The organism is Aldersonia kunmingensis (assembly GCF_001646865.1).
GTDB classification, from domain to species: domain Bacteria; phylum Actinomycetota; class Actinomycetes; order Mycobacteriales; family Mycobacteriaceae; genus Aldersonia; species Aldersonia kunmingensis.
Map to the genome: position 1 here is coordinate 95,314 of NZ_LRRB01000111.1, position 15,225 is coordinate 110,538.

Sequence of the window (15,225 nt, forward strand, 5' to 3'; positions counted from 1 at the left end):
CACCGTCGGAAAATGTGACCCCGGCCTCAACTTGACAGACGTCCAGTTTGCTAACGTGCTGCTGCCATTGCTGTGCTCTGCGGCAGTTCTGCGCGACGGACAATCACCGGCGCGTGGACATGCTTAGCGGCGCACGACGTATTCGGGTTCCGAGGGAGAAGATGCGCGTGACCATTTCGAGACTCGCCCGCGTATTAGTCGCTGCAGTTGCCATGTGCACGGTTTCGCTGGCCGCTGCGCCCGCGACTGCCTTCGCCGACGAGGCCGCGACGACACCTCACCTGGTGAAGACAACCAAGAAGTCCGACCGCAAGGTCTCGATTTCGGTGTACTCGCCGTCGATGAACCGCAACATCCCGCTGGAAGTCATTCTTCCGGCGGACACCAGTGCGCCGCGCCCGACGTTGTATCTGCTCAACGGTGCCGGCGGTGGTCAGGATTCCGCGACATGGCAGCGCAAAACCGACGCCACGGACTTTTTCGTGGACAAGAACGTCAACGTCGTGACGCCTCTCGAAGGCCGGTTCAGCTACTACACCGATTGGCAGAAGGACGACCCGATTGTGGGACGCCAGAAGTGGCAGACCTTCATGACCGAAGAACTGCCCCCGGTGATCGACAAAGAATTCAAGACCAACAAGGTGCAGTCCATCGCCGCGATCTCCATGACCGCCACCTCGGTGCTGCAATACGCGATTGCCAAGCCCGGCTTCTACAAGAGCGTCGGTTCCTACAGCGGCTGCGCCGAGACCAGCACGCCGGTTGGCCAGCGATTCATCAACACTGTCGTGAACGCCGGCTTCGGCAAGGGTGTCGACATCACGAACATGTACGGCCCGCTCAACGGCCCCGGCTGGGTGGCCAACGACCCGGTCATCAACGCCGAGAAGCTTCGCGGCACCGAGCTGTACATCACGGCCGGTTCCGGCTTGCCCGGCGGTCACGACACGCTCAACGCGGCCGGAATCCAAGGTCAGACGAAGACTCTCGCGAACCAGGTTCTCGTCGGCGGCGTCCTCGAGGCGGCAACCAACTACTGCACCCACAACCTGGCTTATCGCCTTGCCGATCTGAAGATTCCGGCGACCTTCAACTTCAAGAACACCGGCACCCATTCGTGGGGCTACTGGCAGGACGACCTGCACGACAACTGGCCGATGATCGCCCGGTCGATGGGGATCTAGTCCCCGTTCGGCGGGAAGTTTCGGGCCGACGAACGACATCGCCCTCGGAGGTCAGATGGTGGCGAAGGACTGCCAGGTCGGGGTAACAGCGGCGATTTGGTGGTGTCGCCCACCGTGTCGGGCAGCTGACAAATGCATTGCACCGCAACGAACGGAGGCACCCGCACCTCCACGGACGAGCCCGGCGCGGATTGCGCCAGGATCCGTGCGGTCAGCCCAACCGCCGCAGCCAGCTCAGCCCGAGCCCGCTGCGGAAGTCCTTCTTCACGTAGCCAATCGGCAACGGCTGCAACCGCTTCCCGCACCTGAACGGATCGATTCGCGCGGGCGGCAATGCTCAGTTCGCCCCGTGCCCGAACAGTGCGGGCAGGTCGCCTCGAAGCACTGGCGCAGGTCCGTCATTCGAACCGATGCATCACGGTGTACCGGGCGTACAGGCAATCCTGCTCTTCGACGCCGGTCCGAAATCGGACTGGGTCGATCGGCGGTCGCGCAAATTTGCATGCGCAGCAACATAAGTGTGCCGCGGATTTAGCGAAAGCAACTCGGTCCGAAGCGCGGGAGTCAGCTTTGCGCGGACGCCACCTGCGGACTTACATTCCGGTCCTCGACGTTGAACTCAACCGCTTGGCGCGGCCATAAACCAAAATATGTTGCAGCAGAATGATTTCGACTCTCATATTATTAACGGATCCAGGGCGGGCAAGCACCGGCTGCAGCCTAATGACACCGGGCGGCACACTTTGCCCTGCTGTAGGTCTTCGTAGTGCCGAGAATATCGCGCATTTCCGCATCGCCCTTGGGGCGGACGTACCGGCTGTCACCGACGAACAGCTGAGTGACCTTTGCGTGTGCCTCGGCAGGATCACGATCCGCTGACGCGAATGCGCAAGTCGTAACGAAGAAGTGGGCAGCGGACGGGATCCGCCCGCTATGGGCTGGGACCGACTGGGCCCGAACCGCTGAGACCGGAGCCGCTGGGTCCGGAGCCGTCTGAACCGGCACTGCCCGGACCCGAACCGGGTGGCGGTACCGGCGTCGTAGTCGTCAAGGGCGGTGCCGGCGTCGCGGTCGTCGGGGGCGACGGCTCGGGACAATAGTCTGCCAGCTGCTCAGGCGTTTGCACCCAGGGCGGTATTGGAGGGGACGGTTCAGGGGTTTCGCCCGGATAGCCCTGCGCCGGCTGCAGCGCCGAACCGCTCGAACCCGGACCGGACAGATCGCCCGAACCGCTCGACCCCGGCCCCGATCCGTTCGACCCACTGGAGCCCGGCGGGGCTGGGGGCGGCGTAGTCATCGACGTGGGCGGGGCGGATTCCGCCTCTGCACACTGCCTCGCCGCGAAACCGGTCAGTGCAGGCAACGGGTAGGTGTTGGTGTTGAATCCACACTCGGCGCGCACTATGTCCATCGATATGGTGCTCTTGAGATCACCGAGTAGGCCCCAGAGATCGGTGTCCCGGTATCCGAATTGTTCTGAACCACGTCCGTCGTCAGGCTTGCACTCACCGTCGAGTTGGGATTGATCCGTACGGTGCCGGAACTAACCGTGCCGGGGGCGGTAGGCACGATCAAGATCGCGGACCGAATATGAAACTCTCGGTCGCTATCGGGATATTCGATGCTGGTGCCGCCAGCGTTGCACCGCGCCCCAAGCTGATTGCGCCCTGCTGCGAGAAACTCGATGGCAGATTCAGCGCGAAACAGAAGTCGACGCCATTGACGTCCCCCTTGGGGACCGTGACCGTCTGACTGCTGCCCTGGGTCAGCGGCGCATTCGATGGCCAACCCGAAATCGGGCGGCCGTTGGAGAACTCCGTTGCGTTGCAGTTCGCCGCGGTGGCGGTATGACGGTAAGACGCAACGCGGTGAACAACGCGCTCCCCGGGACTGTCGACGTCGCGGCACTCAGCGATACGGCTGCGTCGAATCCGCTCTTTTCCGGGTCTACCCGCACCGCTACGGGGGCGTACACCGTCGCGCCTGGGAGCATTTGCAGCGGATCGACCTGGAAATCGAAATTACCGGTACCGCTGATGCCCTTATCGAATTCCTGCCAGTTCGATGATCGGAATTTGCCCTGCGCATTGAAGGTTCCCGCAGTGAACACGGCCTCGCCGAACACCGAATCGTATTGGAGGCCAGCGTCGCGACCGTGCCGAGGCCGAGAATGACGCCCATCGCGAGTATGGCCCGGACCTTGCGCCAGTGCCGACGGACATCAGCGTGGCTCGCGTCGTCGTCCGCACGCGAATCGCTGCGCCCTGCGCTCATCCCTCAACCGGCCCTCGTTCTCAACCTGGATCAGCGAGCTGATATCTCACTCCGAACGGACACCGCGGAAATCGCCGTCGGCGTGACTTGCGCGGACAATCGACCGAGGGCGAATCGCCGGCGCCGCGGTTCGGCTGACGCGCTCTCGATACGCGAGTTAGGTTCAGTCGCGATGACCCCGAAATGCGACGTATACCGAGGCCGGAGGCAGGCGTGACTACCACCGTTCCCCCCGAGCGCAGCACGAGCGCCATCGCCAGACAGGCCATTCCGGCGCTCATCATCGGTATCGGCACCGCGCTCGCGTACGTCGGCGTATCCGCCGTTGCCGATCAGTTCGAGCACGTCCTGTGGGACTGGTTGCCGGAGACGCTCGGAACTGACGGCGCGAATCGCTGGTGGATTTTCGGCATGCTCACTGCGACGGGCGTCGCTGTCGGCCTCATCGTCTGGCTGGTGCCTGGCCACGCCGGCACCGATCCCGCAACGACGGAATTGGTCTCCGAACCGCCTCCGTTGGTCGTGCTTCCCGGCATCATGCTTGCTCTCATAGTCGGGCTCGCCGGAGGCGTCAGCCTTGGCCCGGAGAATCCGATCATCGCCATCAACGTCGGGCTCGCGGCGTGGCTGCTGTCAAAGATAGTGGCCGGCGCCCCGGCCGAGTTCGCGGTTCTGCTTGCGGTGTCAGGCACGCTCGGCGCAATGTTCGGCACGCCGATCGCGGCCGCGCTGCTGCTCACCGAGATGAAAGCGATGCACCAGCGCGGCGAGTTGTGGGACAACATGTTCGCGCCGCTCGTCGCGGCCGGCATCGCCGGAATCACCACGGACCTGCTCTCCTCGGGTATGTCGCTGTCGGTGGGAATCCCATCGATGGGCCAGCCCGGCTACTGGGATGTGCTCACCGGCGCAGTAATCGCACTCGCGGCGGCCCTGCTCGGCCTCGTCGCGGTGTATCTGTTCGATCCGATGCACACGCTCTTCCACCGGCTACCGAACCCCTTGATCACGCTCACTCTTGGCGGCCTCGTCCTTGGCATCCTCGGCGCGATCGGCGGCGAGATCACGCTGTTCAAGGGCCTCGATCAGATGGGCGAACTCGCATCGACCGTCGGCGACTACACGGTGGCGGGGCTGCTCCTCATCGTGGTGGTGAAGATCGGCGCGCTGCTGGTCGCGGCGGCCGCGGGGTTCCGCGGCGGACGGATCTTTCCGTCCGTCTTCGTCGGGTTGGCGATCGGTGAGGTTGCCCACGCGATCGACAATGACATCCCCTTGGCCTTGGCCGTGGGCTGCGGCATTCTCGGCTTCGTGCTGGCCGTGAACCGGTCGGGCTGGCTGGCCTTGTTTCTCGGCGTGGCAGTGGTCGGACAGGTCGTCGTGCTGCCGGTGCTGTGCCTGACCATCCTGCCGGTGTGGCTACTGGTGTCGGCCCGGCCGAAGATGATCGCAGCGCCGGAATGACCGGAGCCGTCCGGTGCCGCGCACGGCAGGTGACCGGGGCGTCACGGACCGGTGGTCGGTACGCCCGGTGGTGGCTCGCTCAGTTCCCGCCCACTGGGCGCCGACGGCCCGAACAGGTCCGGAATGCCGTTCGGCGACGGGAGTGGATTTGGCCCCGGCACCGGCGCAGGCAGGAGCGAACTCAATCCAGACCCGGGTCCCGATTCCGACGACTCGAGGCCGAGATTCCCGAGATCACGCTCGTTGAGGTTCGAACCGAATGATCCACTCGATCCGCCTTCCTCTGGCACTTCGACGTTGAACCGTCCCCCGGTACGGCGGCCAGACCTCTTCATATGTCCCTGTCGCGCAGATGGCTCGGGTCAGCTCGACATCGAATACCGGCCATGGGCGGTGACACTTGCGTGAAGATCTGCTTGTACACCTTGCCGCTCAGGTCGAGGTTGAAGCCCACCAGGTTCGTCCCGCCTGAGAACCCGTAACCAAATACCGGACTCGGGCTCGGGTTCTGGCTGTTTTCCACTTGGATAGGCCACCAGGCCCCAGGTCGATATCCTCGCGAAAACCGGCGGTTTGGAATACTTGCTTACCCCGTCAGGCTCGTCCATTACCACCCCACCAGAGGACGGGCATGTCACCGTGGCTTGCGTGATCGCATTGAATTCGATCATCACCTCGATCTCAACACCGGATATTCGGCAACCGACTGGCCGAGCGAATTCGTCTCCCACACAATGACTTCCGAGCTTCCGCGGCTGCGAGATGTAGCGCCGGAGGTCGCCGTCCCCGACCTGCCCGATGCCGAGGTGCTCGCCTGGCTGATTGGACGGCCTACGCGCGAGGGGTTGCCGGAGTTGCCCGCTTGGCCGTTCTGATCGCCGTTTGATCCGCAACCATCCATCGTGCCGATTCCGGAACGACCCAACCGCCAGGCGCGTCCTCCTATCCGTATCGACTGATTCGGGACGGCAGCGGTCGCGCGGGTCGCGGAGCTTCTCGATCGACTGGCGGAGACCGTAGCGCACCAAGCCCATAACATCAGGGGCGAAACTGCTTGCCGCGATAATCAATTGCACGCATATACGGCAACGGTCGCCAAGATCGCCGCCACGGTGCGGGTGGCTGGCGCTAACTACACCGATCAGGACAGCGCGTCCGGACGCGAGCACAGCGGGGAACCGACCTGCCGTGAAACTGCCGCCATGATTCTCCCCGCCCTCGTCGTGTGCGTGATTTCGGCGTGCTCGTCCACCGAGACACCGAACCAGGCGCAACCCGATGCCACCGCGCCGTCAAAGACCGTGCTGGGTCAAGCTCGCTGCATACGTGGGATGGATCGAATAAGTTCCAAGGCCTGCACGGTAATCCTCAAGACCGACTACGGATTTCGCCGCCGTCGACAGGGCATCACCGGCCGAGGAGCGAAGGGCGGCGTCGACATCTGCCAGGAAATCACCCGGATCGCCACCGTCATCGAACCGTCACTGCACAAGGGCGAACCGACGCGACCGCGGCGTAGCCACCGACCGTCGTGAGGGCGAACTTCGTATACCGGGGCAAAGCTTGCCTCCATTCGCACATTTCACACCCGGGAATGCGCGGTGACTCAAGTGTTACTTCGGAGCCAGAAACGCCGCCAACGCCTCGGCATACGCCGCCACATCGTTCGCGCCCATCAACTCCCGCGAAGAGTGCATCGCCAGCTGCGCTGCGCCCACGTCCACCGTCGACATCCCCGTCCGGGCCGCGGTAAGCGGGCCGATCGTCGAACCGCACGGCAGGTCTGCGCGGTGGACGTACCGCTGGAGCGGTACGCCGGCCTGTTCGCAGGCCATCGCGAACGCACCCGCGCCGACAGCGTCGGTGGCGTAGCGCAGGTTCTGGTTGACCTTGAGCACCGGTCCCCCGTTGACCTCGATCCGGTGCGCGGGCTCGTGCCGTTCCGCGTAGTTCGGATGTGTCGCATGCGCCATATCCCCTGACGCACAGACCGAATCCGCCATCGTTCGCAGGAACGCTTCTCGGTCACCGCCTCGGGCGAGCACGATCCGCTCGAGCACAGTGATGAGCAAATCCGATTGCGCACCGCGATCCGACGTGCTCCCGACCTCCTCGTGATCGAACAACGCCAGCACCGGAATGCGGTCGGTCGCCCGATCTGCTGCGGATATCAGCGCCTGAGTCCCCGCATAGCAGGTGCCCTGGTTGTCCAGCCGCGGCGCGCTGACCAACTCATAGTCCACTCCGATTCGGCCGCTCGGCGCGAGGTCGTGCGTCATGAGTTCCCAGCCGAGGATATCGGCGGGGTCTGCGCCGGCCTCGGTCGCGATGAACTCGGTGAACGACCGCGCCGATGTCCCGACACCCCACACCGCGTTCAGGTGGCGCTGCGGATCGAGCTGCACGCCCTTCCGGTCCTCGGACAGGTGAATCGCGAGCTGCGGCACGCGCAGAATCGGGCGATCGACCCGGACCAGCTGCTGTCGTGCGCCTTTCGTATCACGCACGGCCACACGGCCGGACAGGCCAAGGTCGCGGTCGAGCCAGGAGTTGAGCCAGGCGCCGCCGTACGGCTCCAGCCCGACGAGTTGCCAACCCGCCGAGGATAGATCCGGGTGCTGTTTGACCCGCAGGTTCGGACTGTCGGTGTGGCCGCCGACGACACGGAACGGCCGCGTCGGGTCGTCGGTCGTGGCCCATGCGACGAGCGATCCACCGCGCAGCACGTAGTAGCGGCCCGGCTTGCTCGGCCAGGCATCCCGTTCGGCGAGCCGCACGAAACCGTGTGCGGAGAGCTCGGCGGCAACCGTCCCGCAGACATGGAAGGGAGACGGCGAGGAATCGATAAAGCCGCACAACAGCTCGGCGCTGGCATCGGTGCGTCGGGTCGGGCTCATGAGCGGATACTAAGCGCTGCCTGGGCGGTGCCGAGTGCGGGGCGGTCAGCCGTGCACCCGCGCGGGATTCTGCGCCGTGGCGGATACCTCGTGCAGCAACTCGACCAGTTCGTCCACCCGTTCGTCACCGAGCTGAGCACGCAGTTGTTGCTCGACGGCGAGTTCGGCGTCGTTCGCCTCGTCCACGAGCGCACGGCCGTCGGCGCTGAGTATGACGATCACCTGACGCCGATCGACGGCCGAGATACCGCGCTCGACGAGACCGCGGGCGACGAGTGTGTCGATCGATCGGGTCGCCGAACTCGCGGGCAATTGGGTACGCCGCGCCAACTCGCTCATCGTGATGCCCCCGCCCGCCGACAGGCTCGACAGCACGCTCCAACTGTCGGTGGTGATTCCGCGATTGCGGAGCACCGAGTCCAGTCGGTGCACCCAACAGCGATCGGCGCTTCGCAGCGCCCGACTGAGCGAATTCCTGCCGACAACGATCATGAGGAACACTCCCGCCCATGGGATCTGATCTGCGAAAAAGGATACAAGCCCTTGCGGCGCAATATGAATTGATTTCGATAAACCCAGTATTCGGATCTCATGCACAGCGGGATATGTACCGAACATCGAACCGGACAGGCGATCCGGAAAATCATGGCAAGCATCCGCGGAGCAGGACTAGCGTGGGTCGTGCGGAACCACCGTGGAAGAAGGTCAGAAATGTCCACGTCAACCACAGACCACACCTACGCCGCCGGCCGCGAAGGATTCAATTCGCTGCGCGAGGGCGGGTTCAACTGGGATTCGTTTCCCTTGCGCTTGTTCACCAAAGGCAATGCAAAATTCTGGAATCCAAGCGACCTTGATTTCAGCCGCGAAGCCGAGGACTGGGACGGGCTGAACAGCGAACAGCAACGGAGTACGACATATCTGGTTTCACAATTCATCGCCGGGGAAGAAGCTGTCACACAGGACATTCGGCCGTTCCTAGATGCCATGGGCGCCGAGGGCCGCTTTGGCGATGAGATGTACCTGACCCAGTTCTGTTTCGAGGAAGCCAAGCACACGCAGGTGTTCCGGCTATGGATGGACGAGGTCGGGTTGACCGGCGACCTACATCCGTTCGTCGCGGAGAACCCCTACTACCGCCAGCTGTTCTACGAAGAGTTGCCCGGTTCGCTCGGCGACCTCACCACCGACCCGAGTCCGGTCAACCAGATCAAGGCCAGCGTCACCTACAACCACGTCATCGAGGGCAGCCTCGCGCTCACCGGTTACTACGCGTGGCAGAAGGTATGCACCAAGGAAGGCATCTTCCCCGGCATGCAGGACCTCGTGAAGCGCATCGGCGACGATGAGCGCCGGCACATGGCCTGGGGCACCTTCACCTGCCGTAGGCACGTCGCCGCGGATGACCGGCTCTGGGATGTGGTGCAGGAGCGCATGGTCGAACTCATGCCGCTCGCGCTGGGCATGATCGAGTGGGTCAACAATCAGTTCCCCGTGAACCCGTTCGGCATCGACGACAAGGAGTACCTCATCTACGCCGCCGACCGCGCGCAGCGACGGCTGTCGGCGATCGAGTCGGCACGCGGGCGCCCGATCGAGGAGATCGATACCGACTACTCGCCCGAGACGCTAGAGGACAAGTTCGGCCAGGAGGACGCCGAGGTGATGCGCGCCGCAGCAGCTGAATAAAGCACGAAAGGCCAACCGGCGGTTGGCCTTTCGTGTGGAGAACGATCTTGGCTAGACCGAGATAACCGAGTCCAGCACGGACAGGAACATGCCAAGCCCGTCGTCGCTCGGTCCGGTGAGCGGTTCGGTGGCGTGCTCGGGGTGCGGCATCAGACCGACCACGCGGCCGTTCGACGACGACACGCCCGCGATGCCGCGCTGCGAACCGTTCGGGTTCTCACCGGCGTAGCGGAACACCACGCGGCCCTCGCCCTCGAGCTTGTCGAGCACCTGCTCGGACGCCTGGTAGCGGCCCTCGCCGGACTTCAGCGGGACGAGGATCTCCGCGCCCGTCTCGTAGCGGCTCGACCACGCGGTGTTGTTCGCCTCGACGCGCAGCCACTGGTCACGGCAGATGAAGTGCAGGCCCTCGTTCCGGGTGAGCGCGCCGGGCAGCAGGCCCGCCTCGCACAGCACCTGGAAGCCGTTGCAGATGCCCAGCACCGGAAGGCCACGGCTCGCGGCGGTGATGACCTCACCCATGACCGGCGCAAAGCGCGCGATCGCGCCGCAACGCAGGTAGTCGCCGTAGGAGAAACCGCCGGGCACGATCACCGCGTCGACCCCCTTGAGGTCGGCGTCGCCGTGCCACAGCGACACCGGCTCGCCGCCGGCCAGCTTCACCGCGCGGGCGGCGTCGACATCGTCGAGCGTGCCCGGGAAGGTGATGACGCCGACGCGGGCCCCTGCCGAGGCGTTCACAGCCGGGTGACCTTCCACTCCTCGATCACGGTGTTGCACAGCAGCGATTCGGCGATCTGCTCGAGCTGCGCGTCATCAACGTCATCGGCGACCTCGAGCTCGAAGCGCTTTCCCTGACGGACGTCCGCGACACCGGCGAATCCCAGGCGGGGCAGCGCACCGACGATCGCCTGTCCCTGCGGGTCGAGGATCTCGGGCTTGGGCATGACGTCGACCACGACTCGGGCCACGGGCTTGCTCCTTGTTGTTCGGTGCTGTGTTCGTGAAGTGCGGGTACGGCAGGCGGCGGTGCGGTACTGCACCCTCGAAACTGCGGCGACCACGAAGTTTACCGCCTCCCCCGCAAGCCACGCCGAGCGTGCGCATACTGGCGGTATGCGACTCGCGCACTTCAAGCATTCGTGTCTGCTCGCCGAACTCAACGGAACGCGGATCCTGTTCGACCCCGGCGTTTTTTCGCACGGTTTCGAGGGACTGACCGGGCTCGATGCGATCTTCATCACACACCAGCATCCCGACCACGTGGACAACGCTCGGCTGCCCGCGCTGATCGAGGGAAACCCCGACGCGGCGCTGTACGCGGACCCGCAGACGGCGGCCCAACTGGGCGACCCGTGGACGGCCGTCCATGCCGGCAATATCTTCGGAGTTGGCAACGTCCAGGTGACCGGAGGCGGGGGCCGGCACGCCGTCATTCACCCGGAACTTCCCGTCATCGACAACACCGTGTACCTGCTCGGCACGCCCGACAATCCGGCGCAGCTGGTGCACCCCGGCGACTCGTTGTGGGTGCCGCCGGTTCCCGTCGACGTGCTCGCCATCCCCGCCGTCGCGCCGTGGATGAAGGTCAGCGAGGCCGTCGACTACCTGCGCGCCGTGCACCCGCGCCTCGCTGTGCCGATCCACCAGGAGGTGGCGTCGGAGGGCGGTCGCGGCATCTACTACTCCCGTCTCGCCGAGATGGCGCACGAGGGCACCGAGTTCCAGGTGCTCACCGAGGAAGACGACACCGAGGTCGCCTGACACCCTTCACGAGTGCAAATTGTGTAAACGGGGCCGAAATTTCGTACCCACGAACACAATTTGCACCCGTTTGGGCGCACTCCCCGCTGCAAACCTTCTAAACGGGGGCGAAGTTTCGCACCCACGAACACAATTCGCCCCCGTTTGGGCGCGCTGACCGAGCTACAGGTGCGCGGCGACCCCGCGGCCCGCGGCGCGGCCGGAGAAGATGCAGCCACCGAGGAAGGTTCCTTCGAGCGCACGGTAGCCGTGTACACCGCCGCCACCGAAACCGGCGACCTCACCGGCCGCATAGAGCCCCTCGAACGGAGTGTCGTCGGGCCGGCGCACCTGCGAGTTCAGATCGGTCTCGATGCCGCCCAACGTCTTTCGGGTCAGCAGATGCAGCCGCACCGCAATCAGCGGGCCGGCCTTCGGGTCGAGCAGCTTGTGCGGGCTCGCGACGCGAGTGATCTTGTCCACCAAGTAATTCCGCGCCCCATGGATCGCGACCACCTGAAGATCCTTGGAATACTTGTTGTCCATCTCGCGGTCGCGAGCGACAACCTCGGCACGCACCTGTTCGTAGTCGAGCAGGCCCTCACCGGTGAGCTTGTTCATCTTCGCGACCAGATCGGCGAGATCGTCGGAGACGAGGAAGTCCACGCCCTTTTGCCTGAACGCCTCGACCGGACCGGGCGCGCCCTTCTTCACCCGCTGCAGCAGCAGACGCATGTCCCGGCCCGTCAGGTCCGGATTCTGCTCCTGACCGGAGAGCCCGAACTCCTTCTCGATGATCTTCTGATCGAGCACGAACCAGGTGTAGTCGTAACCCGACTTGACGATGTGCTCCATCGTGCCGAGCGTGTCGAAGCCTGGATACAGCGGTACCGGAAGCCTTTTTCCGGTCGCGTCGAGCCACAGCGACGAGGGTCCGGGCACGATCCGGATGCCGTGGTTGGGCCAGATGGGATCGCAATTTGTGATGCCCTCGGTGTAGTGCCACATCCGGTCCCGGTTGACGAGGCTCGCCCCGGCCTGCTCGGAGATGGCAAGCATGCGGCCGTCCACGTGCGCCGGCACACCGGCGAGCATGTTCTTCGGCGGCGTTCCCATCCGCTGCGGCCAGTTCTCGCGCACCATGTCGAAGTTGTGCCCAATCCCACCGGACGTGACGATCACCGCTTGCGCGGCAAATTCGAAATCCCCGACAACTGTGCGCGAGGACTCCACTCCGCGCGCCGCGTCGGACGGTTCGAGGATCGACCCGCGCACGCCCGTCGCCGCACCGTCCGTGAGCACGATCTCGTCCACGCGGTGACGGTGCGCGAAGCGAACCAGGCCGCGCTCCACGCCCACCTGCACGCGCCTTTCGAAAACCTCTACCAGTCCCGGACCGGTGCCCCAGGTGATGTGGAAGCGCGGTACCGAGTTGCCCGGACCGATGGCGCCATATCCGCCGCGCTCGGCCCACTGGACAAACGGGAACAGCTTCAAGCCCTGCTGACTGAGCCACGAGTACTTCTCCCCCGCGGCAAATTCGACGTACGCCTGCGCCCACTTGCGCGGCCAGCGATCCTCGCGCTCGCGGTCGAATCCCGCGTTGCCCATCCAGTCCTGGAGGGCGAGTTCGTACGAGTCCTTGATGCCGAGCCGGCGCTGCATCGGGCTGTCCACGAACAACAGGCCACCGAAGGACCAGAATGCTTGTCCGCCAATATTGTTGGCGTTCTCCTGATCGACGATGACGACCTTGCGGCCGGCGTCGACCAATTCGGCGGCGGCGGCCAGTCCGGCCAGCCCTGCTCCCACGACTACGACGTCGGCGACTTCGCTCATGCAGCACACCGTAGCGCGGCACAGAGGCATCGCCGAAGAGATCGGAACTGTTCCGCATTTTGTGAGTAAACGTGATCGAATGTGTGTTTGACTGAGTGTGTGAAGTTGGCCGAGTGGGCGCGGGCGAACGGTGTGCATCCACAAACTGCGTACCGGTGGTTCCGCGAAGATCGGATGCCGGTGCCTGCTCGTCAGTTGGAGTCGGGCACGATCTGGGTGGAGACACCTGCGGCCGATGTGTCCGGGAAAACTGTGGTGTACGCCCGGGTCACCTCATACGACCAGCGTGCCGATCTCGATCGGCAGGTCGCTCGGCTGACCGACTGGGCGACTTCGAACGGGCACACGGTCGGTGAGGTCGTGACCGAGGTCGGGTCCGGGCTGAACGGCAAGCGGCCGAAGTTGCGGCGGATTCTGTCTGACCCTTCTGCTTTGGTGGTCGTCGTGGAGCATCGGGATCGGTTGGCGCGCTTCGGGGTCGAGCATCTCGAAGCGGCGCTGTCTGCCCACGGACGCCAGCTGATCGTGGCCGATCCGGGTGAGACCACCGACGATCTGGTGCGGGACATGATCGAGGTACTCACCTCGATGTGCGCGCGCCTGTATGGCCGCCGCGGCGCACGGAATCGGGCGATGCGGGCCGTGACCGCCACCAGGCACTACGAAGCTCCCGAGGAGGTGCCTGCTGGTGGCCAGGTTCGAGATCCCTGACGGTTGGATTGTGCAGGCGTATCGGTTCGCGCTCGATCCGACACCGCGCCAGGAACGTGCGTTTCGCTCGCACGCCGGGGCAGCCCGCAAGGCGCACAACACGATGCTGGCCGCGGCGATGGCGGTGATGGGTCAGCGGGCCGCGGAACGTTCCTACGGTGTGGCCGAATCGGAGTTGACACCGGCGATGAACTGGTCGCTGGCGGGGCTGCGCCGGGAGTGGAACCGCCGAAAACACGATGTGGCGCCGTGGTGGGCGCAGAACTCGAAAGAGGCCTACAACACCGGCCTCGACGCTCTGGCGCGCGTCTGGACGCGTGGCGAAAGTCCCGCAAAGGCGAGCGCGCTGGGAGGGCGGTCGGTTTCCCCAAGTTCAAGTCCGCGCGCGCCCGCCGGTCGGTGCGGTTCACCACCGGCACGATCCGGATCGAGGCCGACCGGCACCACCTGACCCTGCCCAGGCTGGGACGGATCAAGACGCACGAGTCCACCAGGAAGCTCGCCCGGCGGGTCGACGTGGGTACCGCACGGATTCTGTCCGCGACTCTGAGTGAGGACTCCTCGGGCTGCTGGCACGCCTCGTTCCAGACAATCGTGCAACGCGCTGCCGAAGTCCCCGCACACGTCGGCGCTGCGGAGGCGGTGGTCGGGGTCGATGTCGGCGTACGGGACCTGCTGGTAGTCGCGACTCCGGACGGTCGCGCGGTCGCGCGGGTCGCGGCCCCGAAAGGGTTGGCGGCGGAGCAGCATCGGCTGCGGGTGTTGCAGCGGCGCGCGGCCCGGCAGCGGGGGCCCTACGACCCGGTGACCAAGACCCGCAGGCAGGCGTCGAAGCGGTGGACCAGGACGCAACGCCGCATCGGGTGTGTCCACACGCATGCGGCCGCGGTGCGCCGCGACGTGATGCACAAAGCCACCACCGTCCTGGCCCAACAGCATCGGGTGATCGTGGTGGAGACGTTGAACGCCTTCGGGATGCGCAGCGCCGGTGGTGCCTACAAGCGCGGATTGAATCGCGCCCTGGCCGATGCCACGCTCGCGCAGGTACGAACGATGCTGCGGTACAAGACCTGTTGGTACGGTTCGCTTTTGGTCGAAGCCGACCGCTTCTATCCGTCGTCGAAACTGTGCTCGGCATGTGGGAGGCGAAAGCCAAACCTCACCCTTGCCGATCGGGTATTCCAGTGTGATGACTGCGGTTTCGAGGTCGATCGGGATCTCAATGCCGCAATCAACCTCGCCCGACTCGGCGATACCTGCCCGGGTGAATCGAGTCCCGCCGGGAGTGGCCCGGTGGCAGGACGTGGAGCCAGCCGTGAGACCGAGCCCGCGCAAGCGGGCGACGCAAGAGGCGACGAAGCGTCAACCCCCGGCACCGCCACCCAGCGGATCGGACGGGGACCGCCTTACCGCAAGGCGAGGCT

Annotated in this window: 13 protein-coding genes and 2 pseudogenes; 9 read left to right on the forward strand and 6 right to left on the reverse strand. The window is 65.0% G+C overall.

Going from position 1 to position 15,225, the window contains the following annotated elements:
- The first annotated feature begins 161 nt into the window (after nucleotides 1–161).
- Nucleotides 162–1,184, forward strand: a complete 1,023-nt coding sequence (locus A8G08_RS08740; protein WP_068272854.1) for an alpha/beta hydrolase — start codon at nucleotides 162–164, stop codon at nucleotides 1,182–1,184.
- A 57-nt stretch (nucleotides 1,185–1,241) separates the two neighbouring features.
- Here A8G08_RS08740 and A8G08_RS27975 read toward each other — a convergent pair.
- A pseudogene (locus A8G08_RS27975) lies at nucleotides 1,242–1,519 on the reverse strand (sterol carrier family protein); the annotation flags it as partial.
- 2,152 nt (nucleotides 1,520–3,671) lie between these two features.
- On the opposite strand from A8G08_RS27975, the gene A8G08_RS08750 reads away from it, so the two are divergent.
- The 3 genes from A8G08_RS08750 (at nucleotide 3,672) to A8G08_RS27055 (ending at nucleotide 6,457) form a co-directional block, all read left to right on the forward strand.
- Nucleotides 3,672–4,922 (forward strand): ion channel protein, encoded by a 1,251-nt coding sequence (locus A8G08_RS08750; protein WP_245672739.1) that lies wholly within the window; start codon nucleotides 3,672–3,674, stop codon nucleotides 4,920–4,922.
- A 644-nt stretch (nucleotides 4,923–5,566) separates the two neighbouring features.
- Complete coding sequence (locus A8G08_RS08755; protein ID WP_068272863.1) at nucleotides 5,567–5,797, forward strand: DinB family protein; 231 nt, start codon at nucleotides 5,567–5,569, stop codon at nucleotides 5,795–5,797.
- Between the two features lie 456 nt (nucleotides 5,798–6,253).
- A complete protein-coding gene (locus A8G08_RS27055; RefSeq protein ID WP_157108471.1) occupies nucleotides 6,254–6,457 on the forward strand; it encodes a hypothetical protein in 204 nt (67 codons plus the stop codon).
- Nucleotides 6,458–6,535: 78 nt separating this feature from the next.
- Here the strand turns inward: A8G08_RS27055 and A8G08_RS08765 are convergent, their stop codons facing one another.
- Together A8G08_RS08765 and A8G08_RS27420 are read right to left on the reverse strand one after the other, a co-directional pair.
- A complete protein-coding gene (locus A8G08_RS08765) occupies nucleotides 6,536–7,819 on the reverse strand; it encodes a M18 family aminopeptidase (protein WP_068272867.1) in 1,284 nt (427 codons plus the stop codon).
- Nucleotides 7,820–7,864: 45 nt separating this feature from the next.
- Complete coding sequence (locus A8G08_RS27420) at nucleotides 7,865–8,233, reverse strand: MarR family winged helix-turn-helix transcriptional regulator (protein ID WP_169823286.1); 369 nt, start codon at nucleotides 8,231–8,233, stop codon at nucleotides 7,865–7,867.
- A gap of 297 nt (nucleotides 8,234–8,530) precedes the next feature.
- On the opposite strand from A8G08_RS27420, the gene A8G08_RS08775 reads away from it, so the two are divergent.
- A complete protein-coding gene (locus tag A8G08_RS08775) occupies nucleotides 8,531–9,508 on the forward strand; it encodes a R2-like ligand-binding oxidase (RefSeq protein ID WP_068272869.1) in 978 nt (325 codons plus the stop codon).
- Nucleotides 9,509–9,559: 51 nt separating this feature from the next.
- Here the strand turns inward: A8G08_RS08775 and purQ are convergent, their stop codons facing one another.
- Together purQ and purS are read right to left on the reverse strand one after the other, a co-directional pair.
- Nucleotides 9,560–10,249 (reverse strand): phosphoribosylformylglycinamidine synthase subunit PurQ, encoded by a 690-nt coding sequence (gene purQ / locus A8G08_RS08780; protein WP_068272872.1) that lies wholly within the window; start codon nucleotides 10,247–10,249, stop codon nucleotides 9,560–9,562.
- Nucleotides 10,246–10,479 carry a phosphoribosylformylglycinamidine synthase subunit PurS gene (gene purS / locus A8G08_RS08785; protein WP_068272875.1) on the reverse strand — a complete coding sequence of 78 codons (234 nt, stop codon included), beginning with the start codon at nucleotides 10,477–10,479 and terminating at the stop codon, nucleotides 10,246–10,248. Before purS ends, purQ begins: the two co-directional genes overlap by 4 nt.
- Before the next feature lie 145 nt (nucleotides 10,480–10,624).
- Between purS and A8G08_RS08790 the strand changes: the two genes are divergently transcribed.
- Complete coding sequence (locus tag A8G08_RS08790) at nucleotides 10,625–11,272, forward strand: MBL fold metallo-hydrolase (RefSeq protein ID WP_068272906.1); 648 nt, start codon at nucleotides 10,625–10,627, stop codon at nucleotides 11,270–11,272.
- Nucleotides 11,273–11,434: 162 nt separating this feature from the next.
- Here A8G08_RS08790 and A8G08_RS08795 read toward each other — a convergent pair whose 3' ends face one another.
- A complete protein-coding gene (locus A8G08_RS08795) occupies nucleotides 11,435–13,090 on the reverse strand; it encodes an FAD-binding dehydrogenase (protein WP_068272878.1) in 1,656 nt (551 codons plus the stop codon).
- Nucleotides 13,091–13,189: 99 nt separating this feature from the next.
- Between A8G08_RS08795 and A8G08_RS08800 the strand changes: the two genes are divergently transcribed.
- The 3 genes and pseudogenes from A8G08_RS08800 to A8G08_RS08810 all read left to right on the forward strand — a co-directional run.
- A complete protein-coding gene (locus A8G08_RS08800) occupies nucleotides 13,190–13,801 on the forward strand; it encodes an IS607 family transposase (protein WP_068272881.1) in 612 nt (203 codons plus the stop codon).
- 10 nt (nucleotides 13,802–13,811) lie between these two features.
- Nucleotides 13,812–13,868 (forward strand): annotated as a pseudogene (locus A8G08_RS27980) (hypothetical protein); the annotation flags it as partial.
- Between the two features lie 185 nt (nucleotides 13,869–14,053).
- A partial coding sequence (locus tag A8G08_RS08810) for a transposase (RefSeq protein ID WP_245672740.1) occupies nucleotides 14,054–15,225 on the forward strand: 1,172 nt, incomplete at its 3' end.

Excerpts from the sequence above, each read along its gene's own strand:
- A8G08_RS08765 (WP_068272867.1), bottom strand. The coding sequence starts at position 7,819 with ATGAGCCCGACCCGACGCACCGATGCCAGCGCCGAGCTGTTGTGCGGC.
- A8G08_RS08775 (WP_068272869.1), top strand. The coding sequence starts at position 8,531 with ATGTCCACGTCAACCACAGACCACACCTACGCCGCCGGCCGCGAAGGA.
- A8G08_RS27055 (WP_157108471.1), top strand. The coding sequence starts at position 6,254 with ATGGATCGAATAAGTTCCAAGGCCTGCACGGTAATCCTCAAGACCGAC.
- A8G08_RS08790 (WP_068272906.1), top strand. The coding sequence starts at position 10,625 with ATGCGACTCGCGCACTTCAAGCATTCGTGTCTGCTCGCCGAACTCAAC.
- A8G08_RS08795 (WP_068272878.1), bottom strand. The coding sequence starts at position 13,090 with ATGAGCGAAGTCGCCGACGTCGTAGTCGTGGGAGCAGGGCTGGCCGGA.
- A8G08_RS08740 (WP_068272854.1), top strand. The coding sequence starts at position 162 with ATGCGCGTGACCATTTCGAGACTCGCCCGCGTATTAGTCGCTGCAGTT.